The following is a 25,985-nucleotide window of genomic DNA, read 5'->3' as shown; positions in this document are numbered from 1 at the left end:
GCGGACACCCGCCCCGTTCCATTCCCATACCAAGGAGTACCCCTATGGCCCCCTTCCTGAGCAAACGAGACCTGCGTTTTCAACTGTTTGAGGTGCTGGACACCGCCGCCCTGCCGGGGCGTCCCCGTTTTGCCGATCACAGCCGCGAAGTGTACGAGGACGTGTTGAGTCTCGCGTACAACGTGGCGGACAGGTATTTTGCCAATCACGCCCGTGAGGCGGACCTGAACGAGCCGCATGTGGTCGACGGCAAGGTGAAACTGCTGCCTGCGGTGGGGGAGGCCATGCGCGCCTTCCGGGAGGCTGGATTCTTCAGCGCTCACCATGATGAGGAACTGGGCGGCCTGCAACTGCCGTGGGTGATGACGCAGGCAGTTCAGGCGCACTTTCAGGCAGCGAACGTGGGCAGCAGCGGCTACCCCTTCCTGACCATCGGCAACGCCAATCTGCAACGGGTCTTTGCCTCACCTCAGCAGCAGAAAAAGTACATGCTGCCACTGGTGGAAGGCCGCTGGTTTGGCACGATGGCCCTTTCCGAACCGCATGCCGGGTCCGGACTGGCTGATATCACCACCACCGCCACCCCCAGGGAGGACGGCACCTACAGCATCAGCGGCAGCAAGATGTGGATTTCAGGTGGTGAACACGAGCTGAGCGAGAACATCGTTCACCTTGTCCTGGCTCGCATCAAGGGTGGGCCGGCGGGGGTCAAGGGAATCAGCCTCTTTCTGGTGCCGAGATTCAAAGTCAACGAGGATGGCACGCCCGGCGAGAGCAATCATGTCGTGCTGGCGGGTCTGAACCACAAGATGGGTTACCGTGGCACCACCAACACGTTGCTCAATTTCGGTGAGGGCGGTGAGACGATTGGTGAACTGGTGGGCGAACCCGGCCACGGGCTGCGGCAGATGTTCCACATGATGAACGAGGCGCGAATTGGCGTCGGTATGGGCGCGGTGATGCTGGGCTACGCGGGGTATCTGGCGAGCCTGGAGTATGCCCGTGAACGCGCCCAGGGCCGCGCCGCCAGCAACAAGGATCCCCTTAGCCCGGCCATTGCGATCATCGGTCACGCGGACGTGAAGCGGCTGCTGCTGCGGCAAAAGGCCTTTGTAGAGGGTGGGCTGGCGCTGGGCCTGTATGCCTCCAGCCTGGTCGATGATCTGCAAACAGGGCCGGAGGAAGGCCGCGCCGACACATCCCTGCTGCTTGACCTGCTGACACCCATCGTTAAATCCTGGCCGAGCAAGTACAGCCAAGAAGCGCTGAGCGACGCGATTCAGGTGATGGGTGGGGCTGGATACACCCGCGATTACCCGGTAGAGATGTACTACCGCGACAATCGCCTGAACCCCATCCACGAGGGCACCGAGGGCATTCAGGGCAACGATCTGCTGGGTCGCAAGCTGACGCAGGCGGGCGGACGCGGCCTGGAGCTCCTGATGGCGCGGATCGAAGCCGATCTACAGGCCTCCGAAGGTCTGGAGGGTCTGGACGAGATTCGAACTGCCCTGAAGACAGCCCTGGAGCAGAATCAGAATGCCCTGAAAGCTCTTCTGGGACGGGCCATCGAACTGGGGCCGGATCTCTTCCTGGCGAATGCCAACAGCGCACTGGAGATGCTGGGTCATACCGTCGTGGGCTGGATGTGGTTGCGGCAGGCGACGGCTGCCGCTCACGCGCTGCCGGAGGCAAGGGGAGACGACGCCAACTTCTATCGCGGCAAACTGCACGCTGCCCGCTTCTTTGCCACGCACGAACTGCCCAAGGTCCGTGCCCACGCTGACCTGCTTGCCAGTGCCGATTCCACCACCTCACAGATGCAGGCGGAATGGTTCTGATGACCGGGCCGCTTTCCGAACCCCGCCTGTGCAACATCGGCACGCGCACCCTGGCCTATGACGAGATTCGTCCCGAACACCCGCAGGGCAACGTCCTCTTTCTGACCGGGCTGGGCAGCAACCGCCTGGGCTGGCGCGGACAGCTTCCGGTCTTTGGGGAGAAATACCGCGCATTGGCCATTGATCACCGCGATACGGGTGACAGCGACCCCGCAGACACCGACTACTCCACCGCCGATCAGGCGGATGACGCCGCCGCCTTCCTGCGGGCCATGAACGCTGCGCCCGCACACATCGTGGGCATCAGCATGGGCGGATTTATCGCGCTGAATCTGGCCGTGCGCTGGCCAGAACTGGTGTCCAGCCTCACCCTAGTCAGCACCTCGGCGGGTGGGGCAAGCCATGTCAGGCCGGACGGGGCGGGGCTGGACGCCTTGCGTCCCGATTTCACGCTGTCCCCCGGCGAACGCGCCCGCCGTACCTACGGCCTGATCATGACCCCTGGTTTTCTGGAGGCCAACCCGCAGGCCGCCGACACGGTTGCCGCCAACGCGAGTTACCGCCCGCTGACCCCCGAACGCTACGCCCGCCAGTTTCGTTCCACGCGCACGCATGACGTGACCGCCGAGCTGGATAAACTGCTCGTCCCGACGCTGGTGGTCCACGGTGACGCCGATCCATTAGTGCGCTACGAGAACGGGCAACATTTGGCCGCCCACATTCCCGGTGCCGAGTTCATCACTTACCCCGCTACCGGCCATATTCCGATTGTGGAGCGAGTGGAGGAATTTAACCAGGATGTCCTGGAGTTTCTGGCCGGGCACTGATCCTTTTTCCCCCCACGAAGACCTCCAGCACGTTCAGATCGCCGTCAAGCACCACCAGGTCGGCGCGTAGGTCTGGCTTTAGCGCTCCCCGGTCATTCAGGCCCAGCGAGCGGGCGGGCGTTTCACTCAGCATGCGGCTGGCCTCCTCCAGCGGGATACCTGCGCTAACGGCGTTCTTCAGGGCAACGTCCATCGTCAGCAGGCTTCCGGCCAGCGACCCGCTTTCCAGATTGGCGCGTCCATTCTGGACGATCACGCGTTGACCGCCCAGTTCGCTCTCGCCGTCGCCCAGGCCGGCGGCACGCATGGCGTCGGTGATCAGGGTGACCCGCCCCGCTGCAGCGGCGCAGGCCAAGCGGAAACTGGTGGGGTGAACGTGAATGTTGTCCAGAATGACTTCCAAGTAAGCATGGGCGTCGGCCAGCAGCGCGGCAGGAGGGCCGGGAACACGGCCCTCGATTCCGCCCATCGCGTTGTACAGGTGGGTGGCGCAAGTGGTGGCCCCCACCGCGTTCAGGGCGTTCAGGAAAGCGGTCACGGTATCGGCGTCCGCCCGGGTATGGCCCACGCCAATACGGGCGCCTGCTTGTGCCAGCGCCAGCGAAGCGTCCAGCGCCCCTGGCAATTCAGGTGCGATGGTTACGGCCCGCACCACGTCCAGCGCCAGCACCTCTGCGATCAGCGGCGACAGCGGCTCCAATGTGTTCGGCGGCTGCGCGCCCAGGCGCCCTGGACTGATGAACGGGCCCTCCAGATGCGCCCCGACGACATCCGCCCCTCCTGGCACGCCTCCCTCGGCCATGACCTGCCGAATGCCTCGCAGGGCGGCCAGCACGTTTTCCCAGGGATTGGTAATGGTGGTGGGCAGCAGCGTGGTGGTGCCGTGCGCGGCGTGGAAACGGGCCAGCCTGCGGACCGCCTCCGGGCCATCCATCGCGTCTGCGCCGCCTCCGCCGTGAACATGTGCGTCGATGAAGCCAGGCAGGATCAGACGCTGAGAGGGCGTCCCAGGATCGGAAGTGATGGCCGTGATCTGGTCGCCGAACTCCAGACGCGCCGAGACGAATTTGCCGGTGGGCAACAACACTTGTCCGTTTAAGGTCTGATGCGGGGTAGAAGTCATCTGTTGACTCCAGTGTCGCTCATCTCACCGGAACTGGCTTGCTCTTGTCTGTCTCCCAATTCAGGACAGAAAGCCCTGCCGATTCATCGCCGCAAACGAACTGCAGGTCAGTAGAGCAGCTGCATCAGCGATTTCCTTATGGGCAGGGCTGCGGATCGCGGGCGCTCTCCGCCTGTCTGGTAGCCACCCTCACAGTATTTCGGCCTGCAGCCTTCGCGGCGTAGAGTGCCCGATCAGCGGTCGTGAGCACGCCCGTGATGTCTTGCACGCCGTCCAACACGGCCACGCCGAAACTGCCTGTGGTAACCAGGCCGGGCGCCAGCGCCTCCCAGGAAGCGTTCTGAAGCGCGTCGCGCAGCCGGAGGCACACCACTTCCGCCTCCTGCGCCGTCACGTCTGAGAGGATCACGATAAATTCCTCACCGCCCAGCCGGGCCAGGAGATCCTGCTCACGCAATTCGGCGCCCAGCAGGCGGGTCACTCCAGTCAGCACCGCATCCCCGACCAGGTGGCCGAACGTGTCGTTCACTCGTTTGAACAAGTCGAGGTCGAGCAAGGCCACGGCGCTCGGACGGCCCTGCCGGGCCTGGACGTGCAGTTCGGCCAGCACTTGCATGGCCCGCGTGCGGTTGGGCGCGCCGGTCAGCGGGTCGCGCAGCGCCGCCTCGGCCAGCGCCTCGGCGCGCACCTCAGCCTCACGTGCCTGCTGCGCGATCTGCCGGACCAGGGCGCGTTGCTGGTGGTAACCCCGGTACAGGTTCTCCATATCGCGGGTCACCTCCTGCTGGGTCTCGAAGGCTTCACGGTAACGCCCCGCGCGGGCATAGATGGCGGCCAGCTGTTCTCGCGAACGGGTCTCCCACAGCTCCGAAGCGGCTTCATGGAAAAAGCCGACGGCCTGACCGGCGTCCCGAACCGCGCTTTCCAGATCCCCGCTCTGAGCAAACACACGGCTGCGGTCGAGCAGAGCGCGGCCGTACAGCAACGGAAAATCGGCGTGTCCCGTGAGGCGAACGTGATCGTCGGCCAGCGACTGGGCTGCCAACAGTTCGCCGGTCCACAGGGCGTGACGGGTCAACGCGTCGAGCATGGCTGCCTTCTCCAGCAAGGTAAGGCTCTGTCGTTCCTTAAGCACCGCGGCAAGGATGGTTGACGAGATGACCAGTTGATCTTTCGCCGCCCGCAGAGTGGCCTCGTCGTGGAAGGTGGGCTCCGTGTTTGCCAGCAGGGTCTCCGAGACAGCGACCACGAAATTGATATGGAAGGTTTCCCAAAGCTGGCGGGCGTCGGGTTCCTGCAGCGCCTGCACAGAGGTGGAATTCAGCAATTCCATCAGGTGCTGGGCGGCCTGTCGGTGGTTGCGCCGTTCCAACTCGAAGTGCGAGGCGTTGACGGCCACCAGCGCCACGCCCCGGGCATCGCCGATCTCCTCGGCCAGGATAAGCGCCGCCAGGAACTCACGCTGCGCGCCCGCGTCGTCGTAGGACTCTGTCATGGCGAGCGCCAGCGTCACATGGGCCTTGACCTGAAGTGGTCCTTCCCCGCTGGTCCGCGCCCAGTGCAGGCAGTTCAGGGCAAGCTCCATGCCCGCCTTGAGGTCTCTGAGATCCAGCGCAAGGTAGGCGGCGTCGCGGTATGCCAGGGATTTCGCGGCGGCGGTGCTGTCGGGATCGGTGGCCCGGAGTAGAAGGGCGTGCAGCTCATTCCGGAGGGCAGTTGTATTTGCGCGGCGCTCCACGCTGGAGAGAGCCGGATCAATCGAGGCGGAGGCTGTCAAACCCTGATCCATCGGCTCCGAACCGGTCGAATCTGAACCAGCGGTCTCTGGGCCAGGCTGCCCCCCCACCAGACGCTGATCCGCCGCATCGTTATCCGTCATGGTCTTCCCCGGCCTGACCGAACAGCGCTTCGAAGTGGGCGAGCGCATGCGGGTCGAACTGACTGCCGGCGCCCCGGCGCAACTCCTCCATGGCCCGCGCGTGGGTCCAGGCAGGCTTGTAGGGGCGTGTGCTGATCAGTGCGTCATAGACGTCAACCACACTAAAAATCCGGGCCAGCAGGGGAATAGTGTCGCCAGACAGGCCGTCCGGGTAGCCGGCGCCGTCCCAGCGTTCGTGGTGCGAGCGCACAACAGCCCGGACCTCACGCGGCACGAAAATCTCGTCGCGCAAAATATGATCGCCGGCGACCACGTGCTGTTGCATTAAGGCACGTTCAGGCGCGGTCAGCGGCCCCGGCTTTCGCAGAATGTCGTCGCGCAGGGTCACCTTGCCAATGTCGTGCAGATATGCCCCCCAGCGCAGGTGCTGCAAAGCCTCCTCACCCAGTCCCAGTGCCTGTCCGAGACGCAGGGACAGGGCCGTGACACGGTCAGTGTGTCCGAACGTCTCTCCGTCCCTGCCCTCAAGCACCCGACCTACGGCGCGCAGCGCGGCCTCGCGCATCTGACGCATCTGCTCGAAGGTGGCGATCCTTTCCTGCGCCCGGTCCACCCGCGCCGCCACCATGTCGAGCAGTGCAGCGAGTTCTGCCGGAATGGGTTGTGGCGTGTCCATCTTCAATACGCCGATGAGCCCGGTAATGCGCTGGCCACTCCGCAGCGGCGCGGCCAAGATGGAACGTACGCGCAGCAGTTCCGGCGATGAATCCGGATGGGCGCGGTAGTCAGCCACTGCGACGCTGCGGTTTGCAGCGAGGATCTCGGTGATCAGGCCGCGCGGCTCATGAACGTTCATAAGGGCGGCGGCGACCTTAGTCGTGTCCTCGGTGCCCTGAATCATGCTCAGGTGGACCTGACCGTGCTCGTCAACGGTCATCATCGCCCCGATACTAAATTCGCTCAGGGTCAGCAGCATGCCCAGCGCCTCGCGGGCAATGTCATCTGGATGCGTCAGGGTTTCAAGCTGAGCTGACAGGTGCGCGAGCTGCTGATACTGGCTGGCACTGCGCTGCGCGTCTTCCAGCGCTTTCCAGCGGTCGTACGCGACGCCAGCGGCCTGACCTAGTACCAGCAGCAGTTGCGCATCGGGGGCGCCCAGAATCTCGTCGCTGTCGGTCGTGTCGGCAGACAGGACGCCGAGCACCTGGCCATCAGGGGCCAGGAGTGGCACGCCCAGATACATCCCCGAGCGGGGTCGTCCGCCCACGAAGTGGGCGTCGCGGGTGTTCAGGGTTTCTTCCACCAGGTACGGTGCTGCGGTCGAGATGACATGCCAGCTCAGGCCCTGGCCCCTGGGAAGGCGACGCCCAACCGCTTCGGAGGAGCGCTGGCCTGCGGCGGCCACCACTTTCAGCTCGTCGGAGTCGACGCAGTGCAGCGAGATCATCACGGTGGTCGCCCGAGTTTTTTGCAACGCCAGGGTCACGCAACGTTCGAACGCGTCGTTCGCCGACTGGGCCAGCAGCACCACAGTCTGCAGGTCCAGTTCTGGTTTCTGGCCCACCTGAGCAGGGAGCTGGATCTCAAAAGTCATTTTCAAGGAATCCATGGCCTAGCCACGCCATACGGGACAGCATGTAACTAAGGCTATCCAACTCTACAGTCTCCCTCCTGTCCGAAACCTTACAGGGATTCTTATCGTTCCCAGTGTCGTCAAGGGATCGGGCGTTTTTTACGATCCCTCGGGTGGGCTGGATAGCAGCGTCAATTTAACGGAGAGCCGCAATACTGTAGCCCCCAGTGGTTGAGGTTGCCTGGAAGAGTGGTGGTCCGGGAGACTGGAAAATAACCACATGTTCACTCTCCACAATGGCCAGCCTCGATTTCTATAAATGGAAACCACGGGTCTGTCATTCCCGCTGCTTGAAAGCAGACATGACAATCAGCTATGTCTTTCCTGGCACCTTCAAGTGAGCTGGCCCTGTGGGTAGGTGTCGAACCCACGGTCAGCCGGGTGGGTGACGATATTCTCGACCAGATCAGCTTGAGCGGCTTCCATGACCGGCTGGATGATATCGACCGCCTCGCCACTCTGGGGGCGCAGGCGGTGCGCTTCCCGCTGCTGTGGGAAAGAACCGCCCCTGATGGACTGGCTTGTGCCGATTGGAGCTGGGGGGACACGCGCCTGGCGCGCCTGAGTGAACGCGGGCTGGCACCGATCCTGGGACTGGTTCATCACGGCAGTGGCCCCCCAAGCACCCATCTGCTCGACCCGCAGTTTGCACGGGGTCTGGCGGACTACGCACGCGCCGTAGCGGAGCGTTACCCGCAAGTCAGCGCCTATACGCCGGTCAACGAGCCACTGACCACGGCCCGGTTCGCCGCGTTGTATGGTTACTGGTATCCCCATGCCCGTGACGAGGGCAGTTTTTGGAAAGCGCTGATGCATCAGTTGCAGGCCACGGTACTGGCTATCCGGGAAATCCGACAGGTCAATCCAGAGGCCCGGCTGATTCAGACCGAGGACCTGGGCCGCACCTTCAGCACGCCCGCGCTGCAGGCCCAGGCCGATTTCGAGAATGAACGCCGCTGGCTGAGTTTCGACCTCCTGCTGGGGCAGGTCGACCGCAATCATGCGCTGTGGGCGTATCTGAGGTGGTGTGGAGCGACCGAAAGGGAACTGGACTGGTTCATCGAGCATCCGTGTCCGCCAGACGTGCTAGGCCTGAACACCTACGTGACCAGTGAGCGGTTTCTGGACGAGCGGCTAGAGCGTTATCCGAACGACTGCCGGGGCGGCAACCATTCAGCGAGCTATGCCGATGTAGAAGCGGTCAGGGTGCGAGGTGCGCCGTTAGGGACAACCGCAACCCGGCTGCGGGAGGCCGGTACCCGCTACAGTCTTCCGCTGGCGATCACGGAGACGCATCTGGACTGCACCCGGGAGGAGCAGTTGCGCTGGCTCCTGGAAAGCTGGAACGGTGCGCAAGAGGTACGCGGCGAGGGGGTGAACGTCTGTGCCGTGACTGCCTGGGCCGCTTTCGGAGCTTATGAGTGGAACAGTCTGCTCACGCGCCGCGAGGGCCATTACGAAAGCGGTCTGTGGGATGTGCGCGCACCGGAGCCCCGGCCCACCGCTCTAGTCCAGCTCGCCCGTGAACTGGCACGGGGTCAGTTACCGTCGCATCCTGTCCTCGCAGGTCCTGGCTGGTGGCGGCGCAAGGGACGACTGCTTTACCTGCCCGAGGGTGAGGTGGAAATGGGCGCAGCCGCTGGTCCCCCCATGCTGATCATCGGCGCTACAGGCGCGCTGGGACAGGCTTTCCGGTGTGCGTGTGAGGAACGTGGGCTGCCCTACGTGTCATATGACCACAACATGTCTGATCTCGCTGATATTCAGGCGATTTTAGAACGCTGGCGTCCATGGGCGGTGATCAACACGGCAGTCGACTTCCAGGTGAACGACGAGGAGTTTGAGGTCTGGCAGGCCCCTGGGAACGCATTGGAGCCCCAGCTGTTGGCGCAAGAGTGCGCGGCACGCCAGATCCCATTGGTGGCTGTTTCCTCCGATCTGGTGTTAGGTGGACAACGGGAGCGGCCCTATCTGGAAAGTGATTCTCTCCGGCCCTCCAGTGTTTACGGACACAGGCAATTGGCCGCCGAGGAAGCCATCATGGCGGCCCATCCTGATGCATTGGTGGTACGCACAGGCCCCCTGTTCGGGCCATGGGACGAACACAACTTCGCCCAGCAGGTGCGCCGAAAATTACGGGCGGGGCGGCGGATCCGTGTTGCGAATGACCAGACCATTTCACCCACTTACCTTCCAGATCTTACCCGCGTCACCCTTGACCTCCTGGTCGATGGTGACGCGGGGGTGTGGCACCTGGCGAATGTGGGGGCCGTCACCCGGGCCGGGTGGGCCGCACAGGTGGCAGCGCTGAATGGGCTGAATGCCACACTGATTGATGCGGTTCCAGCTGCTGAAGTCGGTCTGAGCGTGGCGCGGGCACGGTACAGCGTCCTGGGCAGTGAACGAGCATGGATCATGCCGGAGTTTGGGGAAGCCCTGCGCCACTGGAGCGAGGTGACGCGCCAGAACATGCCTACCCCCGAGCTGTCCTGAGCATAAGGTGTGGTGCGGCTTTTCTTCTGACGGTTGCCAGAAAGCCGCCACCATTGGTGAATGCAGCCAAGTCCTATCCGACGGATAGATTTTAGGAGATTGAGAATTAGTCGCTCTGGGGCTATGGATCGCCCTCCTATAGCTTATCTACGCAGACCCAGTCGCTGACGATCTCTGAGGTAACTCCTTAACCGTGGCAACTGGGGACCCAAAGCTTAGGGTGAACCTGTGGCCTGCTGCATTAACCGGAGACGGCGCAGGCCCTCTCCGAGAAGCGCAATCAGCAGTACTCCGCCCATGACCGTAGTTGCACTTTTGATGGTGGGTGGAAATCCTCCCAGTGAGGCCAGCAGGGTGGTCGCCGCTGCCGGGGGGTGTGAGGCACGCAGCAGCAGGCCACCCAGCAGGGTCAGAGCGACCGCCAGGACAGAAGCCCAGACACGCGGCGCCGTGAGGTCATGTGTGGCGAGAACACTGGGTGCGTCCGCCGCCCCGAACACCCACACCGCGAGGAAGCCGGCCAGCAACGCCACGACGTGCCCGATGACAACGTGGTAGGGCTGTGCACTAGTCTGGTCCGGTGTCTCGGTTTGCAGGAACGCGGTCGGACCCAGGCTCGGGAAAAGCAGCGGCTGGTGGGTTGCCAAGCCGAGCAGACCGATGACAAGCAACAGGACACCTGCCGAAACGGGGGCCCACACGGCGTCGGGAATGGATGGCTTCTGCTCAGCATTTTTAGACACGGCTCTCCTCCCACTGCTCCGGTTCTACTTCTTGCCGGCCACAACCTGCGCGTGATTGAGGGCTGCCACCAGCATGACGCCGCCCAGAATGTTGCCGATCAGGGTTGGGACCATGTAGCCCAGCAGGTACTTGCTGAACGAGAGCGCCCCGGTCGAGACGAGGTACAGCACCTCCACGGAGCCCGCAATGATGTGGCTGAATTCTCCGAGACCCACCAGAAACGTGATGATCACGATGATGCTGACCTTCGCCGTCTCCGCTGCTGGTAAGAGCCACACCATCAGCGCGATCAGCCAGCCTGCGAACACGCCGCGGATCAGCAGGGTCCAGAAGGGGTGATCGGCCGCCGCCCGGCCAATTTCTGTGAAGGTGGCGCGCGTACCCGGATTGAAGACGTCGGTGTTTCCCACCACCCAGGCGAACAGGAAGGCCCCGAGCAGGTTAGTGATGAGCACGGTGAGCCACAACCGGGCCACCTGCCCGAGCTTGCCCAGACTCCAGTTCTGGAGCAGGGGAAGGATGGCGGTGAGCGTGTTTTCCGTAAACAGTTGCTGCCGTCCCAGAACCACGATCAGGAAGCCGACGCTATACCCGAACTTGGAAATCAGTGGGCGCCACGACACATCGGGCAATTGGTCGCGCAACAAACCCTCCGCGACGAGAGAAAACCCCATCGAGAGGCCAGCCGCCAGGCCGGACCACCCCAGCGCGGAGACGGGGCGCCGCAGCTCCTCCTCGCCCTCCTTCCTGATTGTTTCGTGGACCACCGTGGGCGAGATGGCGGCGCGTTCCTCGGCCTCAGCCAGCTCCTCCTGTTCCAAGTCAGTTCCGGGGTCTTGATCGGGTGGGGGCGCCTTCTCCCGGTGGGACTCCTTCTGCTGTTCCTGCGGCGTCACAGTGCAGCAACCAGGGCCTGGGGCGCAGCTTGCTTAATCCGGGTCAGAAAGAAGGCCGTCTGCCGCTTGGTTTCCTGGCCGCACTGCTGGCAGACCCGCTCCAGCTCGTTGTCGCGCAGCGCCTGAGCGGCCTGTTCCAGCACTGTCCAGCACAGGTGCACCTGCTGGGTCAGCAGCCACACGTCGTGCAAATCGCGCAGCAGCGCCAGGCTGCCCTGACGGGGGCCGTGAAACAGGGCAGTTTCCAGATTGTCGGGTTCGGGGTTCTTGTCCTCGCCGTATTTCTGCACCAGCGGCTCCAGATGTTCGATGTGCTTACGAGACCACGACATCAGCAGCTGGCAGGTCTCGTAGATGTCCGGTTCATCGCCGTGATGTTCGGCAACCTTGTTGAGGGCGTCCACCAAGCGCTGTTCGCTGCCGTGGGCCAAGCCGACATAATTTCCGACATGCATCTCAACCATCCACCCTTTGCGTGGTTTTGGGCTGCGGACCCTGGGACTTGGAGCCGCCCGTGGGCTCGGCCTCACCGGAGATGAGCTGCTGCACCGCGTCCACCGCCCGGCCCAGCAGGCCCGGCTGCGGCAAGGCCGCCTTGGCGTCGTATTTGCTGATCTTCACCGCCGCGTATTTGTAGTGCGGCTGTTTGCTGACCGGGTCCCACTCGGTGATGGTCAGCTCGTTGGCTGCTCTGGGCCGGCTGGGATCGTCCCAGTAGCCGTAGTGCCAGGGAATGAACACCAGGCCCGGCTCAACGTTGCCGATCATGGCGCGCTCGATGATCAGGCCACGGCGGGACTCGACCAGAACCCAGTCGCCCTCCTCAATTCCGTACCTTCCGGCGTCCTGGGCCGAGAGCTGTACGAAGGCGTCGGGCGCAGCGTCGTGCAGCGCCTTCGAGCGCCCAGTCTTGGTGCGGGTATGGAAATGGTAGACCTGCCGCCCTGTGGTGAGCCACAGCGGGTACTCGTCGTCCGGTACCTCGTGCGGCTCACGGTGCTCGGCGGCCTTGATCATGGCCTTGCCCTTGGGGTCGTTGGCCTTGTATTCCTCGGGGCTCACGGCGGCGCCGGTCTCGAGATCGTGGCCGTAGGTCTCGGCATAATCGGCGCTGGTGGGAAACACGAAGTCGGTGTAGAGTCGCTGCGTCCCGTCGGGGTGTTGCTCATTAACTGGCCAGGGAATGCCGCTGCCCTGGAGCAGTTTCTCGTAAGTCAGCCCGGTGTAGTCGCAGGGCCGTCCACGGGTGCATTCCTTCCAGGCCTCGAAGGCGCTTTCCGGATCGTGCCACTTAATCAGCGGGGCTCCGTCCTGGTCGCGGAAGTCCATACGCTGGGCGTAATCCAGGAAGATGTCGAGGTCACTTCTGGCCTCGCCGGGCGGGTCTATGGCTTTGCAGGAGATGTGCACCGTACGGCTGACGTTGGTAAAGGTGCCGGTCTTCTCGGCCCAGATTGCCGCAGGCAGCACCACATCGGCGTAGCGGGCCGTTTCGGTCAGGTAGGCGTCCTGCACCACCACGAACAGATCCTCTTTTTGCAGGATCTTGCGAATGCGTGATAGTTCCGGCAGGCTCACCGCCGGGTTGGTCGCCTGGATCCACAGCAGCTTGATGGTGCCCTGTTCGGCGTAGCGCCAGATCTGCATGGCGTGCGTTGGCGGACTCCAGTGCGGAATCTTGTTGACCGGCACATTCCAGAGCTTGGCCAGCTCCTTGATGTGCTCGGGGTTGCCCCAGTTCCGGAAGCCGGGCAGATCGCCGTCGGCGCCGCACTCGCGGGTGTTCTGGGCAGTGGGCTGGCCGTTCATCTGCAAAATGCCGCTGCCAGGCTTGCCGATCAGCCCCCGGATCAGGTGGACATTGTTCACCTGCACAGCGGCGGCGGTGGCCTGCATCGACTGGTACACGCCCTGCAGAATGGTGGACACCAGCGTCCGCGTGGTGGCCAGGATCTCACCGGCCCGGAGCAGCTCGGCGGCCGGCACGCCAGAGAGTTGCTCGACGTATTCGGGCGTGTACTTCTCGACGGTTTTCTTCAGGTCGTCGTAGCCGGTGGTGTGTGCCTCCAGGAAGGCCGCGTCGATAGCGCCGGCCTGGATGATCAGATGCAGCAGTCCATTCATCACCGCGACATTGGTGCCGACTTTTGGCGCAAGATGCACGGTGGCATGCTCAGCTGTGAAGGTGCGCCGGGGATCGATCACGATGACTTTCGGCGGATTGGGTCCAGCCAGCCGGTCGAGAATGCGCATCCACAGCACTGTCTGCTGCGAGGCGATGTTGTGCCCCACATGCAGCACGCAGTCGGTCACGTCGAGGTCCTCGTAGCCGCCGGGCTGCCCGTCAGAGCCAAACGAGACTTTCAGGGCGGCGGCGGCGGTGGCCGTGCACAACCGGGTGTTGCCGTCCATGTGTGGGGTGCCCAGGCCCGCCTTTCCCAGCACCCCGAGGGTGTAATACTCCTCCAGAAACAGCTGCCCGGACGTGTAGAAGCCGATCCCCAGCGAGGTCTGCTTCTCGACAATTGCTTTCGACTTCTGAACGATCAGGTCCATCGCCTCGTCCCAGCTGGCCTCCTGTAATTGCCCGTCACGGCGGATCAGTGGCTTGGTCAGGCGGTCAGGGCTTTCGTTGGCCACCCAGCCATGCAGACCCTTGGGGCCCAGGCGCCCCCTGTTGGTGGTGTCGGTCGCCAGCCCCCGCACGCCGACGATCTTGCCGGCTTTGACACCGATATCGAGGCCGCAGCCGTTGGAACACAGCACACACGTTCCCCGGACCCACCGCTCGGGAGTCTCCGAAACCCGCTCGTCGACGCGAACGGGCCACTCCTGCCCGGGGCCATGCGGAGTGCGTTCCCCCCAGATATCGTTGATGCTGTTGCGTGTTTCGCTCGTCATCACCTCGCCTCCTGCCCCCATTGATACGCCGTTCACGATCCTTCCAAGTGAAAATGATGGTTAGCTCAGCCTTTTCTTCCGCTCTCTTTAAGGCTGAGCTTAGAGAGACCCGGAGATTCCGCGTGTCCTGAGTCTTTTGACCGAGACAACTCGGTCCAGCGCGTCACTCCAGGCCATGGGCTCAGGTTGGACTTGACGCGCTGGATCATGCCAGACGAGAGGGGGCTTTACGGATGCCAGATGGCATTCTGAAGGCGATTCGACACCGTGCAGTCGACTCGGGGAGGGATCCGCGTGACCTGTTCGATGTCCGGAAGGGGTCTCCGATCAGACATGCCTGATCATCTCTGTCAGGCCATGCCGTTTCAGGTCACGGCACCAGAAGAGGAAGCTCTGCGGGTTCACGTCACTGCTTTGCCGTCGTGCGTAGAACGGACTCTCGTTGGAGGGTATGGCCACCTGGAACCATGCCGCCGAAGCGGCTGGCCCCCGTCCAGACCCTATGGAAGAGCTCTTTCGGCAGTGATTTCAGAGCTGCCTCAACCAATGCTGTTCAGGATTCAGCCTGGGTCAGTCGCTCATGGACTAGTGGCGCGACCTGAGTTCCCAGAAGCTCAATGCTGCGCAGCATTTCAGCATGGGGCAGCAACACATTGGTCATCTGGAAGGTCAAGCGTGACAGGCCGCCCAGCACCCGGTCCACGTACGCCACTTTCTGCGCCACGGTCTGTGCGTCGCCGATTAAGTAAGGCCCGGTAGGCCCACACGCTGCGTCAAACTGTTCGCGGGTGGGCGGCCGCCAGCCCCGCTCCTGACCCAGGGCCGAGAACAGCCGTTGATGGCCTGGCCAGAACGCGTCCCTGGCGGTCTGCGCGGTTTCTCCCACAAAGCCAAATGCATGGACGCCAACCTGAAGCTGCTCAGGGGCGAAGCCGGCCTGCTGTCCGGCGCGGCGGTACAGATCGATCAGGGGCCGGAACTGCCGGAAATCGCCGCCGATGATGGCGACCATCAGCGGCAGCCCCAGCGTACCCGCCCGCACGAATGAAGCGGGTGTGCCGCCCGCGCCCAGCCAGATGGGCAGCTTGTCCTGCAATGGACGAGGGTAGATGCCCTGCCCGGTCAGCGCGGCGCGGTGTCGTCCAGACCAGCGGACCTGGGTGTCGTCTCTGATCCTGAGCAGCAAGTCGAGTTTTTCAGCAAACAGCGAGTCGTAATCCTCCAGCGCAAGCCCGAACAGCGGATAGGCTTCTACAAAAGAGCCCCGCCCCACGACCAGTTCAGCCCGCCCCCGGGACAGCAGATCCAACGTGGCGAACTCCTGAAACACCCGGACCGGGTCGCTGGCACTCAGGACCGTCACGGCACTGGTCAGGCGGATGCGCTGTGTCCTGGTGGCGGCCGCGGCCAGAATCATGGCAGGCGCGGAATCCAGATATTCCGGGCGGTGGTGCTCACCGATCCCGAACACGTCAATTCCGGCGCGGTCCGCCGTCTCGATCTCTTCCACCAGATTGTTCAGCCGGTCTGCCGCTGCCAGCGTCTCGCCCGTCTGCGGGTCAGAGACCACGGCGGCAAAACTGTCGATTCCAATTTGCATAGCTGGTCTCCCTGAACGGTCCAATAGACCGTTTCCAGCCCAGAGATTACTGGGTTATTCAAAGCAATTTGCATTGTTAAAATCTTGTGGTCTCTTTCCACCCGTTTCTTCCTGTTCATCACTGGGGGTGCTGCGCGTCAATCGCCGGGCCATGGTCCTGTGCTGTAATTGCCCGGTGTCCCAACCTCACGCACTGCTGGCCCTCGATATCGGCGGCACCTCCATGCGTGCTGCACTGATCGAATCTGGAACCATCGTTCAGCGGGCCGAGGTCCGCACACCCAAGCCGAGCCGCCCGGACGCGGTGATCGATGCCGCTCTGGCCCTGGCCGCGCCGTTCGCCCCTTTCGCCGCCGCCGTGGGAGTGGCCTGCGCCGGTGCGGTGGCAGCCGGACGGGTAACGGCCACGGCCACCCACACCTTTCCCGGCTGGACCGACGTGCCCCTGACCCAACAGATTGGGACGGGGCTGAACCTGCCCTGCGCCGCTCTAAATGACGCCCGCGCCGCCGCATGGGGCGAATTCTCGGCAGGGGCAGGCAGGGGGTCTCGTGAATTCATGTTCATCACAGTCAGCACTGGGGTGGGCGCGGGCCTGGTGCTGGGGGGGCGGCTGCATCTGGCGGGCAACGGATTGGACGCCGAACTGGGCTTTGTCAGTGTGCCTGCGCTGTGGCACCAGGGCACGGAGGTCTCTCCGCTAGGGGAACTGGGACCGCTGGAATTCGAGACGAGCGGGACCGCGCTAGGCGTTCGGGCGCAGCAGCTGGGGTTCGGGGATGCCCGTGCCCTGGCCGACACTGCCGAGGCCGGGAATTTGGAAGTGGACAAGAGCTATCGCCGCTCTGCCGCACTGATTGCCTGGAAGATCGCGGACGTGGCCGCGCTGCTGGGCGTGACCCGCGTGGCGCTGGGCGGGAGCGTGGGCCTGCGGGACGGCTATCTGGCACGGGTGCTGGAAAGCCTGAGCCTGTTCCCAGCCCGCTATCAGCCCGCAGTCGTTCACGCGGAACTGGGCGCAGACGCCGGGCTGATCGGCGCCGGACTGTGGGCAGGCGGCACAGTGCGGGAGACGGGGCAGGACACAGGCGAGGAATAGGCCACCACCTATACTTCAGGTCATGTCAACGGCAGGCCCGCGCCCTTGGAGCCGCGCCGGGGCGAACGCCATCGCCCACGTGCTGCGGGCGTGGTGGTGCGCCACGCTGGGCCGTCCCCTGACCTTTTGGGCTACCCCTTCAGTCCACGCTCCTGCTCCCATGAGCCAGCTTCTGCATCTTCCTTTGTGAGGTTTCACCATGACCGTGTTTGACCGCCTGTTTGCCGATTCCACCCTGAGCCAGTTGCAGGAGAAAGACGCCCGCGATCCGCTGGCCCACAAGCGCGCTGAATTCAAATTGCCGGAAGACGCCGTGTATCTGGATGGCAACAGCCTGGGCGCGTTACCGCTGAGCGTCCCCGCCCGCCTTGCCCGTGTGGCTGAGGAGGAATGGGGCAGCCAGCTCATCCGCTCATGGACCGCCAACGACAGCGCTTCAGTGGGCGCAGCGGCCGCGCAGGACTGGATGAACCTGCCGGACCGGGTGGCGGCCAAGATCGCCCCCCTGATCGGCGCGCAGGCCCACGAGGTCGCGGTGGGCGACAGCACCAGCGTCAACATCTTCAAATTGCTCTCGGCCGCGCTGCACATGGCCCCACCCCAGCGCCGCGTGATCCTGACCGAGGCCGACAACTTTCCCACGGATCTGTACATGGCGCAGGGTCTGAATGCGCTGCTGGGTGGGCGCTACGAACTGCGCACTGTGCCAGGTGCTGAGCTCGAAGCCAACCTGACCGATGACGTCGCTCTGACCCTGCTGACCGAGGTGGACTACCGCACAGGCCGCAAGCTGGATCTGGCGAGCTTGACAGCGAAGGCGCACGAACGCGGCATCCTGACCATCTGGGACCTGGCGCATTCCGCCGGGGCGTTTCCAGTGGATCTGAACGGCACGGGCGCGGATTTCGCGGTGGGCTGCGGCTACAAGTTTCTCAATGGCGGCCCCGGCGCGCCCAGCTTCATGTTTGTGGCCGAGCGGCATCATGGCTCGGCTCCCGCCTTCCTGAGTGGCTGGATGGGCCACGCCGACCCCTTTGAGATGGCCCGCGAGTTCAGCCCGGCTCCCGGAGCGCGGCGCTACGTGGTGGGGACGCCCATGGTCCTCAGTCTGAGCGCCCTGGACGCTGCCCTGGACGTGTTTGCGGACGTGGATATGGCACAGCTCCGGGCCAAGTCGCTGTCGCTGACCGACACCTTTATTGAACTGATGGAGCCGCTGGCGGCACAGTATCCGCTCACGCTGATGACGCCTCGCAACCATGTCCAGCGTGGCAGTCAGGTGTCCTACCAGCATCCGCAGGCACGCGCAGTGATGCGGCAACTCATTATGCGCGGCATCCTGGGTGATTTCCGCACGCCCGACATCCTGCGCTTCGGCTTCACGCCGCTGTACCACTCGCACGCCGACGTCTGGCGGGCCGTGCAGGGAATCAGAAAAGTGCTCGAAGGTGGTGAGACGGCGTGACCGGCGCGGACCACAACGCTGCCGAACGCGCCTACACCGACTTTTCCCACAGCCTCAGCTACAGCGATTATCTGCGGCTGGACACGCTCAAGGCAGCCCACCAGCCGATCACCGGGGCACATGACGAACATCTGTTCATCACAGTCCACCACGTCTCAGAGGTCTGGCTGGAGCTGATCGTGCGCGAGCTGCGGGCGGCCATGGCGCTGCTGGAGGGCGGCATCACCGACGCGCCACTCAAGATGCTGACCCGCGTGGTGCGCGCACAGGAGCAGCTGACCAATGCCTGGGAGGTCCTGAAGACCATGACCCCCGCCGATTACCTGCAATTTCGTCACGCTTTCGGGCAGGCGTCCGGGTTTCAGTCGGCCAGCTACCGCACGGTGGAGTTCCTGCTCGGCAACCGCCGCGCCGTGCTGCTGCGCCCCCACGAACACCGCCCAGACCTGCACGGCCCGCTGGAAGCCGTGTTGCACGCCCCCAGCGTGTACGATCTGGCCCTGCGGCTGCTGGCCGAGCGCGGTCTGACGGTACCGGACGAGGTGCTGAACCGCGACCTGACGCAGCCGCCAGTCCTGAACGAGACCGTGCTGGAAGCGTGGCTGACGGTTTACCGTGATCCGCAGACGTACTGGGATCTGTACGAGTTGGCCGAGAAGCTGCTGGATGTGGAGGACAATTTCCGGCGCTGGCGCTTCAACCACCTGACCACCGTGGAGCGCACCATTGGTTTCAAGCCCGGATCAGGCGGGACTAGCGGCGCGGGTTACCTGCGCGGCGTGCTGGCGGTGGTGCTGTTCCCCGAATTGTGGGAGGTGCGAACCCGGCTGTAGGCCTCAGCCACACCTCGAACCCTTCAACACGTTCACCGCCGCGAGCCCGAACATTCGCAGGTTTTCTTGCGAATGTTCGGGCTCAGGAGGTCGGGGCGGCGCTGTACGATCTGCCGCCCCGGCAGAGCCGACAGGGAGAGCCCCAGAACTGCTGGCCCTCCCTGCCATGGGGGACCTCGACTGCCATTGCCTGTGGCTCACGCCCACGGTGGTGCGCTCTTGCCCGTGTCTACCCTCGTCTGAGGCGCGGACTCCGTTCTAGACGAAGCGTCCACCATCCTGAAACACTTCGCCGTCCAGCAGAATCTGCCCGCCCTGGCGTAGATCCTTGATCAGGTCCCAGTGCAGGGCCGAGACATTGGTGCCACCCGTCTCGGGATAACCGTTGCCCAGCGCCAGATGAACCGTGCCGCCGATCTTCTCGTCGAACAGGATGTTCTGGCTGGGTGCCTGAATCCCGGCGTTGCTGCCAATACCCAGCTCGCCCAACCATCTTGCGCCGTCGTCGGTGTCCAGCGCGGCCAGCAGCGCGGCTTCGCCTTCCTCAGCGTGGGCGTCCACCACCAGACCGTCCTTGAAGGTCAGGCGCACGTTCCGGACCGCCGCGCCCCCATACACCGTGGGCAGATCGAACAGAATCTGTCCGTTGGCACTGGTCTCGATGGGGCCGGTGAAGACCTCACCCGACGGCATGTTGCGCTTGCCATCGCTATTGACCCACGTGCGGCCCTGAATGTTTAGGGTCAGGTCGGTGTCCTCGCCCACGATCCGAACCTCGCTGGCACGGACCAGCCGCTCGATGAGACCCGCCTGCAGGTCGCGAATCTCGCCCCACTTTGCCACCGGATCAGGGGTGTCCAGAAACATGGCGCTGGAGACGAACGCCTCGTATTCGGGCAGGGACATGTTTGCGGCCTGGGCCCCATACGCTGTCGGATACAGGCTCAGGTTCCAGCGCCGCGCGGCCCGGGCGCGGGCCACCGGGTTCATGGCCTTGCGGTGACGGGCCACCCGCTGGGGATCGAGTCCTTCTGCCGGGGCCGAGGGCGTCAGCAGGCGAATCGAGGCGTCGATACTCTCTACTTCCGCCAGCAGCAGGGCTTCCGTATTGTCCAGCAGCGCGTCGGGCGCAAGGCGGTAGAAATCGTCGAGCTGGGTAGGATACTCCAGCCGGATCAGGGGGGTGGCGCCGCGCTCCAGCAGCAGGCGGTGCAGCTCCTCCACCAGCGGCAGGGCCTGCGTGGTGGTTTGCACCAGCACCCGTTCGCCCGGCTGGGCGTTAATGCAGTAGTCGGTCAGCAGGCGGGCGTGCGCTTTCGGGTCGTAAGGGTTGTCGCTCATAGACTGGTCACGGCTCCTCCGTCCACCAGCAGCACGCTGCCGTTGACGTAGATGGCGGCGGGCGAACACAGGAATGCGGCCACCTGACCGAACTCCTGCGGCTGCCCCAGGCGGCCCATCGGGATCTGCGCCTCGGAGGCGGCGCGAACCTCGGCGCGGCTCAGGCCGCGTTTCTGGGCCTGCGCGTCGTCGAGCTGGTTGATACGCTCGGTCTCGATACGGCCCGGGGCCAGACCGTTCACCTGAATGTTGTCCCCGGCCAGTTCCAGCGACAGGCTCTTGCACAGCCCGTACACGGCGGGCCGGAAGGTGTTGGAAAGGGTCAGGTTGTCGATGGGTTTCCGGACGCTGCTGCTCAGCAGGGCCAGGATGCGACCCCCGCCCGCTTGGCGCATCAATGGCAGTGCCAGACGCACGCTGCGGACCACGCTCATCAGCGTGAGCTGAACTCCGGTGGCCCACTGCTCCTCGCTCAGCGCCGAGAAATTGCCGGGGGGAGGGCCGCCAGCATTGCACACCAGAATATCCAGCGAACCGAAGGCGCTCTGCACCTCACTGAACAGCCGGGTCAGATCGCTCTCGCTGGCGACATCGGCCTCGAAAGCCAGCACCTCGTTGCCAGTCTCACCTTGAATCCGCCCCGCTGCGTCCCTGGCGCGCTTCAGATCGCGCGAACAGATCGCCACCCTTGCGCCTTCTGCAGAGAGTGCGGCCGCCGTCGCGTAGCCAAGGCCCGCGCTGGCCGCCGTGACCAGCGCCGTCTTTCCCTGAAGTCCAAGGTCCATCAGACGTGCCCGTACTTTTCCAGCACCTCGGGAAGGCTCAGGCCCCGGTCCAGATCCTCACGGATGGCGACTTCTTTGCGGGTCAGTTCCTCGGCCCGTTCCAGCACCGTCTCGGCCAGTTCCTGTGGGATGACGATGGCGCCGTCGAAGTCGGCCAGAATGAAGTCATCCGGGCGCACGGTCACGCGCTCGGCGGTGGCCCCCGGCAGGTACACCGGCACCTGCCAAGCGTTGACCTGCCAGCGCCCGATCGATTGCACAGGACTGCGGTACTGCGTGAAGACCGGGAAGTTCATCCCGGCGATCCACTCGATGTCGCGGATGCCGCCGTCGATCAGCGAGCCGACGCAGCCGCGGTGCTGCATCCCACGCGCGATCAGCTCCCCGAAGAAGCACACGCCAGACGCTCCACCGCCGCTCCAGACGCTGATCTGGCCGTCTTGCAGGCCAGCCACGGCCTTCATCTTTTCGGGATCGCCGGTGCCGGGATACGGCGTCATCTGGCCGCGAATGGTGTAGGCCCAGCCCGCCATCTTGTTCTGAGACTCGCGGATCGGCCAGAAGCTGCTGGCCAGGCCGTAATCGAAGTGGCCGAGCTCGTCCATTACGTCGGCGACGTTGGCGGTGTCTACCTTCAGATACCGCTCGCGCAGTTCGGCCCTGCGCTCTTTGGAAAGGGGTTCGTGTGTTGCGGTCATGGGTGTCCTTGTGAATGCTGGCGGCGCATCTCGTCCGCGATCAGGGTGACCGGGGCGCAGCCATAGGAGAGAAGCCGATCATGAAAGACCTGCGGCGCGAGGTCAAGCTCGGCCCGCAGTTCCCGGATCACTTGGGTGCCCAGCCAGTACATCAGCCGGGTGGCCGGGTAGATGCTGTTGCGGGTCGTCTCGGCCCAGACACGCCCAGGCGCGAAACCCACCTCATCACGGTAGAACGCGCGCATCTGCTCCAGCGTCCACTGCCCGGTGTGCAGGCGGATGTCGGCCAGGCAGCAGGCGGCGTTGCGGAACTCGAACTGCTTGAGCAGCACCTGCTCTTCAGGCGTGTAGAAACCGGGCGCTTCCAGCAGCAGATCCTCGGCGTAGCAGGCCCAGCCCTCCACCAGCGTTCCCGCGCTCAGAAAGGCTATTCCGCTGGCGCAATCGGTCCCGCCCAGTCGGGCGAGGCGCGAGGAGGCCTGCCGCGCCCGCGCGTTCTGGGTGTGGTGACCGATGCTGCCGTGATGGACGGCGTGGACGGCCTTGATGAACGCCGTATTCTGGCCGCGCAGGTACGCCGCCGTGTCCGCCCCCGGCGCGAAGATCCAGTAGATGCTGCCGTCGCCAGGATATTCAGCGGGCGGCGAGCGGTAGAACAGGAAATACAGCGCTCCCGCCGCGTCCCTGGCCCACTCCGGCAGAAATTCGAAAGACAGGCCGTACTCGCGGGCCGGGGTCACGAGTCCAGCGGCAGCGTCCAGCGCGCGGGCGTTCCAGTCCTGATAGGTGTTTTGCACGTCGTCTAAAGCGGGATGCTGCTGTTCCAGTTCCGCGAGCTGCTGCTGCCAGGTCTTCGCCGGGTCAAGCTCCTGGGCCATCTCGACGAGTTCCGAACGCAGCGTCTCGAACGCAGCCTGCGCCCGCTGCTCGGCCTCCGCAGCCGGGTAGGGGAGGCCGTGGGCCTCACGCATCAGAAACTCCAGATAATCGCGTCCACAGGCCGGGTCGGCGTCACCCGTTTTTAACGCCGCGGCGAAAGCCCGAACAGATGTGGCCGCGTGGGCGGCGGGTTGCTGCCAGTCCTCCCGGGAATCGGGGTGTTTGGGCAGACCGCGCAGCAACAGGGCTTCTAGGGCCTCTGCCTCCTTGCAGGCCCGTTCCACCCAGTCGGCAGGCAAGTTGAGCGGTTGCAGCATTTCCGTTCCTGCCGCCAGAAATCCGGGAATGGCCTTCAAGCGCGCCAAAACAGCGTCACCGTTCGTCGGGCGCTCGTTCGGCAACAGCAGGCTGATGAGACCGAACGCCGCCTCGCCGGTGTAGAAGGCTGGATTGTGCTGGCGAGGTCTTTCACGCGCCTCGCGCAACGTGACGCGCAGTTGAGAGCGTAGGAGCCACAGGTCTAGCCGTTCGCCCGCTGTGTCTGGATGCTGAGGACAGCCCTCCACCTCCTGCAAGAAGTTGGCGAGAGCGTGCCGTTCGTGTTCCAGGGCTTGCGGTCCCACCGGGGGCAGCTCGTGATCGTGTTCCGACAGGCCCATGAACGAGGCGTCCACCGGGCGGAGCTGGGCGTGCAGGTCAAGGTAACGCTCAACCCACGTCTGAAGCTCTTTCACTGCGCCGCTACCCTGGGCAGATCCACCCAGCGCCGTTCGCGGTACGACTGCACGATGGCATTGACCGTCTCCTGGCTCTTGGCGCCGTCGTAGAACGTGCATTCGCCCGGCAGATCGTCCAGGATCTCGTCCACCCAGAAGCGGATCAGGTTGCGGTAGTACAGCTCTGGCCACGGCGTATGCAGCGTGGTGCCCGGCGGGTAGGCGGTGTCCGGCAGCTCGATCTTGCGGAACTCCACCGCGTCGGGCGTGGCGAAGTGCAGGGTCTCGGCGATGCCGTTCTCCTCCACCAGCCGGGCAACCGCCGCGCCCTTGCTGCCGTAGATCCGCAGCTCCACGCCGGGATAGTTGCCCACGGCGATGTATGACGTCTGCAGCATGCCCTGCGCCCCGCTGGCGAACTCGGCCAGGGCCACCGCGCCGTCCTCCACCGGAATACGCTGCATGCCCTCGTAGCCGCGCACGATGCGTTCGGGCACGTAATTATGCAGGCTGCCAATCACGCTCTGATACTCCCCGGCGCACCAGCGCACCAGGTCCAGCAGGTGTGACCCGTAGCCGACTATGGACGAGGGAATCAACTGCGTCCAGTCGGCGTCCTGCGGCACCTGCCGCAGCGGGTAATTGGGATCAAGGAACTGAGAGTTCTGCTCCAGCCCATGAACGTGAAAGATCTCGCCCAGCGTTCCGTCGTCCACCCACGTTTTGATCTGGCGGATCGCGGGCGAGTAGCGGAACGTGAAGCCCAGCTTGGTGCGCACACCCTTCTCCTGCGCCAGTGCAGCGGCGGCAAACGCATCCCTGGCGTCATGCGCCAGCGGCTTTTCGGAGATGACATGCTTACCCGCGTTGATGGCCGCCAGGCTCAGCGGAAGGTGCGTGTCGGTGGGCGTGCAGACATCCACCATCTGCACCTCGGGATCATTGATCAGTTCATTGGCATCGGTGTAGATCTTGCGGATGCCGAACTTTTGGGCCAGCGCCTCGGCCCGCTCCGGCACGGTGTCACAGATCGCCACCAGATCGGCCCGGTCATAGGCGTGGTAGCCCGGCAGATGCGCCTGCTCGGCCCAGGCGTGCGCCCCGATCACGCCGACGCCCAGTCTTTTTTCCCCGCTCATGGCAGCGCCTTGCCGATGGAGGTGACGTACGCTTCCAGCTCATCGTAATTTTCAAAGCCGAGTGGCCGCTGGCCGCCCTCGATCTCGTAGATCATCTCGCACAGCTTGGCGTTCAGCCGGGCATCGGCCCCCACCTGCGCGGCGTAGTCCACCAGTTTGCCGTTGCTGGAGCGCACCTCCGAGGGCCGGTTGCGGTACACGATGTCCCACCAGATGCCGCTGCCCTTTTTCTTGAACTGGTGGGCGTCGGGCTTCTGGTCCTTCTTGAGCAGCCAGACCGCGTGGTTGATGTTGTCGATCAGTTTCTGGGTGTCCTGGGGGGTCTGCGGTTTGTAGTTGGCTGGATCGAAGAAGTCGAAGGCCTCTACCGTGATGCCGTTGGCCTCGGCGATCTCCAGCGCCTCGCGCACCACCGCGCCTGCCACACGGGCATAGCGCTCCACCCCCAGCGTCTCGCGGATCGGCGCGTTGACCAGGGCGCTGAACACCACCTGGGCGCTGTAGACCTCCTTGGCCCAGATCTGCCCCCAGATGTTGTCGCTCAGCTGCACCTCAGTCAGCGCCGAGAGCTTTTCGGCGAGTTCCAGCAGGCGCGGTGTGCGCTCGCCGGTCATCTCGCCCAGCTGAATGGCCCCCTCGTGCACAAATTCGATGTAGCCGGGATCGACCAGTGCCCCCCCGTAATTGGGAATCGAGCCGATGACCCGCTCCAGGCCGCCCAGCCCCGCCTCGGTCAGCCGGGCGGCGATGTCGTGCTCGTTAAAGCCGTTCTGGTACGACACCACGAAGGTGTCAGGGCCGAACAGCGGCAGCACGCTGTCCAGCGCCTCCAGGGTGTGCTGGCTCTTGGTGGCGATCAGGACGGCTTCCAGCGGGCCAGTCAGTTCGTGCGGATGCAGCGCCTTGACGTCAAAGTGCAGGTCACCGCGCACGCCGTCCACCGTCAGGCCATTCGCTTTCATGGCGTCGATATGCTCGGCCCAGCGGTCCACCAGCGTCACGTCGTGGCCGGCTCCTGTCATGTAGGCCCCGGCGAGGCCGCCGATGGCTCCTGCTCCCAGAATGGTGATCTTCATAACTTCTCCTTACCTTG

The 25,985-nt window shown here is 64.3% G+C and carries 21 protein-coding genes; 7 read left to right on the top strand and 14 right to left on the bottom strand.

Translation table 11 applies throughout. The features are described 5' to 3' along the window. Positions 1 to 44 precede the first annotated feature (44 nt). Both HNQ08_RS10215 and HNQ08_RS10210 read left to right on the top strand, forming a co-directional pair. Positions 45 to 1,841 (top strand): acyl-CoA dehydrogenase, encoded by a 1,797-nt coding sequence (locus tag HNQ08_RS10215; RefSeq protein ID WP_184131034.1) that lies wholly within the window; start codon positions 45 to 47, stop codon positions 1,839 to 1,841. Then, a complete protein-coding gene (locus HNQ08_RS10210; protein WP_184131031.1) occupies positions 1,841 to 2,668 on the top strand; it encodes an alpha/beta fold hydrolase in 828 nt (275 codons plus the stop codon). The genes HNQ08_RS10215 and HNQ08_RS10210 overlap by 1 nt, the downstream gene beginning before the upstream one ends. Here HNQ08_RS10210 and nagA read toward each other — a convergent pair. The 3 genes from nagA to HNQ08_RS10195 form a co-directional block, all read right to left on the bottom strand. Then, entirely contained in the window at positions 2,631 to 3,791 is a 1,161-nt protein-coding gene (gene nagA / locus HNQ08_RS10205) for an N-acetylglucosamine-6-phosphate deacetylase (RefSeq protein WP_184131028.1), read from the bottom strand. The genes HNQ08_RS10210 and nagA overlap by 38 nt on opposite strands. 136 nt (positions 3,792 to 3,927) lie before the next feature. After that, the gene (locus tag HNQ08_RS10200; RefSeq protein ID WP_184131026.1) at positions 3,928 to 5,670 is read right to left on the bottom strand and encodes a GGDEF domain-containing protein; all 1,743 of its coding nucleotides are present in this window, start codon (positions 5,668 to 5,670) and stop codon (positions 3,928 to 3,930) included. Next, positions 5,660 to 7,264 carry a GAF and HD-GYP domain-containing protein gene (locus tag HNQ08_RS10195; protein WP_184131023.1) on the bottom strand — a complete coding sequence of 535 codons (1,605 nt, stop codon included), beginning with the start codon at positions 7,262 to 7,264 and terminating at the stop codon, positions 5,660 to 5,662. The genes HNQ08_RS10200 and HNQ08_RS10195 overlap by 11 nt, the downstream gene beginning before the upstream one ends. Before the next feature lie 354 nt (positions 7,265 to 7,618). Between HNQ08_RS10195 and HNQ08_RS10190 the strand changes: the two genes are divergently transcribed. Next, entirely contained in the window at positions 7,619 to 9,796 is a 2,178-nt protein-coding gene (locus tag HNQ08_RS10190) for a family 1 glycosylhydrolase (RefSeq protein WP_184131020.1), read from the top strand. Between the two features lie 215 nt (positions 9,797 to 10,011). Here HNQ08_RS10190 and HNQ08_RS10185 read toward each other — a convergent pair whose 3' ends face one another. From HNQ08_RS10185 to HNQ08_RS10165, 5 genes are all read right to left on the bottom strand, one after another. Then, positions 10,012 to 10,539, bottom strand: a complete 528-nt coding sequence (locus HNQ08_RS10185; protein WP_184131017.1) for an HPP family protein — start codon at positions 10,537 to 10,539, stop codon at positions 10,012 to 10,014. 24 nt (positions 10,540 to 10,563) lie between these two features. Beyond that, positions 10,564 to 11,361, bottom strand: coding sequence for a formate/nitrite transporter family protein (locus HNQ08_RS10180; protein WP_184131013.1), 798 nt, complete (start codon positions 11,359 to 11,361; stop codon positions 10,564 to 10,566). A 71-nt stretch (positions 11,362 to 11,432) separates the two neighbouring features. Beyond that, the gene (locus HNQ08_RS10175; RefSeq protein WP_184131010.1) at positions 11,433 to 11,891 is read right to left on the bottom strand and encodes a molybdopterin oxidoreductase; all 459 of its coding nucleotides are present in this window, start codon (positions 11,889 to 11,891) and stop codon (positions 11,433 to 11,435) included. Between the two features lies 1 nt (position 11,892). Further along, positions 11,893 to 14,337: a molybdopterin oxidoreductase family protein gene (locus tag HNQ08_RS10170; protein WP_184131007.1), complete on the bottom strand. Its 2,445-nt coding sequence runs from the start codon at positions 14,335 to 14,337 to the stop codon at positions 11,893 to 11,895. Between the two features lie 553 nt (positions 14,338 to 14,890). Then, positions 14,891 to 15,937, bottom strand: a complete 1,047-nt coding sequence (locus HNQ08_RS10165; protein WP_184131004.1) for an LLM class flavin-dependent oxidoreductase — start codon at positions 15,935 to 15,937, stop codon at positions 14,891 to 14,893. Between the two features lie 175 nt (positions 15,938 to 16,112). Here HNQ08_RS10165 and HNQ08_RS10160 point away from each other — a divergent pair, with 175 nt between their 5' ends. From HNQ08_RS10160 to HNQ08_RS10145, 4 genes are read left to right on the top strand one after another with little or no spacing between them, the layout of a single operon-like run. Beyond that, positions 16,113 to 17,036, top strand: a complete 924-nt coding sequence (locus HNQ08_RS10160; RefSeq protein ID WP_268239999.1) for an ROK family protein — start codon at positions 16,113 to 16,115, stop codon at positions 17,034 to 17,036. Between the two features lie 22 nt (positions 17,037 to 17,058). Beyond that, positions 17,059 to 17,226, top strand: coding sequence for a hypothetical protein (locus HNQ08_RS10155; RefSeq protein WP_184131001.1), 168 nt, complete (start codon positions 17,059 to 17,061; stop codon positions 17,224 to 17,226). A gap of 9 nt (positions 17,227 to 17,235) precedes the next feature. Beyond that, positions 17,236 to 18,501 (top strand): kynureninase, encoded by a 1,266-nt coding sequence (kynU, locus tag HNQ08_RS10150; protein ID WP_184130998.1) that lies wholly within the window; start codon positions 17,236 to 17,238, stop codon positions 18,499 to 18,501. After that, complete coding sequence (locus tag HNQ08_RS10145; protein ID WP_184130995.1) at positions 18,498 to 19,334, top strand: tryptophan 2,3-dioxygenase; 837 nt, start codon at positions 18,498 to 18,500, stop codon at positions 19,332 to 19,334. Before kynU ends, HNQ08_RS10145 begins: the two co-directional genes overlap by 4 nt. A gap of 258 nt (positions 19,335 to 19,592) precedes the next feature. Here HNQ08_RS10145 and HNQ08_RS10140 read toward each other — a convergent pair whose 3' ends face one another. Genes HNQ08_RS10140 through HNQ08_RS10115 form a run of 6 tightly spaced genes read right to left on the bottom strand, consistent with a single transcriptional unit; the run spans position 19,593 to position 25,968 of the window. Then, a complete protein-coding gene (locus HNQ08_RS10140; RefSeq protein WP_184130992.1) occupies positions 19,593 to 20,675 on the bottom strand; it encodes an aminopeptidase in 1,083 nt (360 codons plus the stop codon). Next, positions 20,672 to 21,460, bottom strand: a complete 789-nt coding sequence (locus HNQ08_RS10135; RefSeq protein WP_184130989.1) for an SDR family oxidoreductase — start codon at positions 21,458 to 21,460, stop codon at positions 20,672 to 20,674. The genes HNQ08_RS10140 and HNQ08_RS10135 overlap by 4 nt, the downstream gene beginning before the upstream one ends. Then, a complete protein-coding gene (locus tag HNQ08_RS10130) occupies positions 21,460 to 22,158 on the bottom strand; it encodes an RraA family protein (RefSeq protein WP_184130986.1) in 699 nt (232 codons plus the stop codon). The genes HNQ08_RS10135 and HNQ08_RS10130 overlap by 1 nt, the downstream gene beginning before the upstream one ends. Beyond that, positions 22,155 to 23,771, bottom strand: coding sequence for a DUF885 family protein (locus tag HNQ08_RS10125; RefSeq protein WP_229789827.1), 1,617 nt, complete (start codon positions 23,769 to 23,771; stop codon positions 22,155 to 22,157). The genes HNQ08_RS10130 and HNQ08_RS10125 overlap by 4 nt, the downstream gene beginning before the upstream one ends. Continuing rightward, positions 23,768 to 24,892, bottom strand: a complete 1,125-nt coding sequence (locus HNQ08_RS10120; RefSeq protein WP_184130980.1) for a Gfo/Idh/MocA family protein — start codon at positions 24,890 to 24,892, stop codon at positions 23,768 to 23,770. The genes HNQ08_RS10125 and HNQ08_RS10120 overlap by 4 nt, the downstream gene beginning before the upstream one ends. Continuing rightward, positions 24,889 to 25,968, bottom strand: coding sequence for a ketopantoate reductase family protein (locus HNQ08_RS10115; protein ID WP_184130977.1), 1,080 nt, complete (start codon positions 25,966 to 25,968; stop codon positions 24,889 to 24,891). The genes HNQ08_RS10120 and HNQ08_RS10115 overlap by 4 nt, the downstream gene beginning before the upstream one ends. Positions 25,969 to 25,985 lie beyond the last annotated feature (17 nt).

The sequence above is a fragment of the Deinococcus humi genome (assembly GCF_014201875.1).
In the GTDB taxonomy this organism is placed as follows: domain Bacteria; phylum Deinococcota; class Deinococci; order Deinococcales; family Deinococcaceae; genus Deinococcus; species Deinococcus humi.
This window is presented reverse-complemented; position numbering and strand designations above follow the sequence as displayed.

Coding starts and splice junctions, on each gene's coding strand:
- HNQ08_RS10215 (WP_184131034.1), top strand. CDS start 45: ATGGCCCCCTTCCTGAGCAAACGAGACCTGCGTTTTCAACTGTTTGAG.
- HNQ08_RS10210 (WP_184131031.1), top strand. CDS start 1,841: ATGACCGGGCCGCTTTCCGAACCCCGCCTGTGCAACATCGGCACGCGC.
- nagA (WP_184131028.1), bottom strand. CDS start 3,791: ATGACTTCTACCCCGCATCAGACCTTAAACGGACAAGTGTTGTTGCCC.
- HNQ08_RS10200 (WP_184131026.1), bottom strand. CDS start 5,670: ATGACGGATAACGATGCGGCGGATCAGCGTCTGGTGGGGGGGCAGCCT.
- HNQ08_RS10195 (WP_184131023.1), bottom strand. CDS start 7,264: ATGACTTTTGAGATCCAGCTCCCTGCTCAGGTGGGCCAGAAACCAGAA.
- HNQ08_RS10190 (WP_184131020.1), top strand. CDS start 7,619: ATGTCTTTCCTGGCACCTTCAAGTGAGCTGGCCCTGTGGGTAGGTGTC.
- HNQ08_RS10175 (WP_184131010.1), bottom strand. CDS start 11,891: ATGCATGTCGGAAATTATGTCGGCTTGGCCCACGGCAGCGAACAGCGC.
- HNQ08_RS10170 (WP_184131007.1), bottom strand. CDS start 14,337: ATGACGAGCGAAACACGCAACAGCATCAACGATATCTGGGGGGAACGC.
- HNQ08_RS10165 (WP_184131004.1), bottom strand. CDS start 15,937: ATGCAAATTGGAATCGACAGTTTTGCCGCCGTGGTCTCTGACCCGCAG.
- HNQ08_RS10155 (WP_184131001.1), top strand. CDS start 17,059: ATGTCAACGGCAGGCCCGCGCCCTTGGAGCCGCGCCGGGGCGAACGCC.
- kynU (WP_184130998.1), top strand. CDS start 17,236: ATGACCGTGTTTGACCGCCTGTTTGCCGATTCCACCCTGAGCCAGTTG.
- HNQ08_RS10140 (WP_184130992.1), bottom strand. CDS start 20,675: ATGAGCGACAACCCTTACGACCCGAAAGCGCACGCCCGCCTGCTGACC.
- HNQ08_RS10135 (WP_184130989.1), bottom strand. CDS start 21,460: ATGGACCTTGGACTTCAGGGAAAGACGGCGCTGGTCACGGCGGCCAGC.
- HNQ08_RS10130 (WP_184130986.1), bottom strand. CDS start 22,158: ATGACCGCAACACACGAACCCCTTTCCAAAGAGCGCAGGGCCGAACTG.
- HNQ08_RS10120 (WP_184130980.1), bottom strand. CDS start 24,892: ATGAGCGGGGAAAAAAGACTGGGCGTCGGCGTGATCGGGGCGCACGCC.
- HNQ08_RS10115 (WP_184130977.1), bottom strand. CDS start 25,968: ATGAAGATCACCATTCTGGGAGCAGGAGCCATCGGCGGCCTCGCCGGG.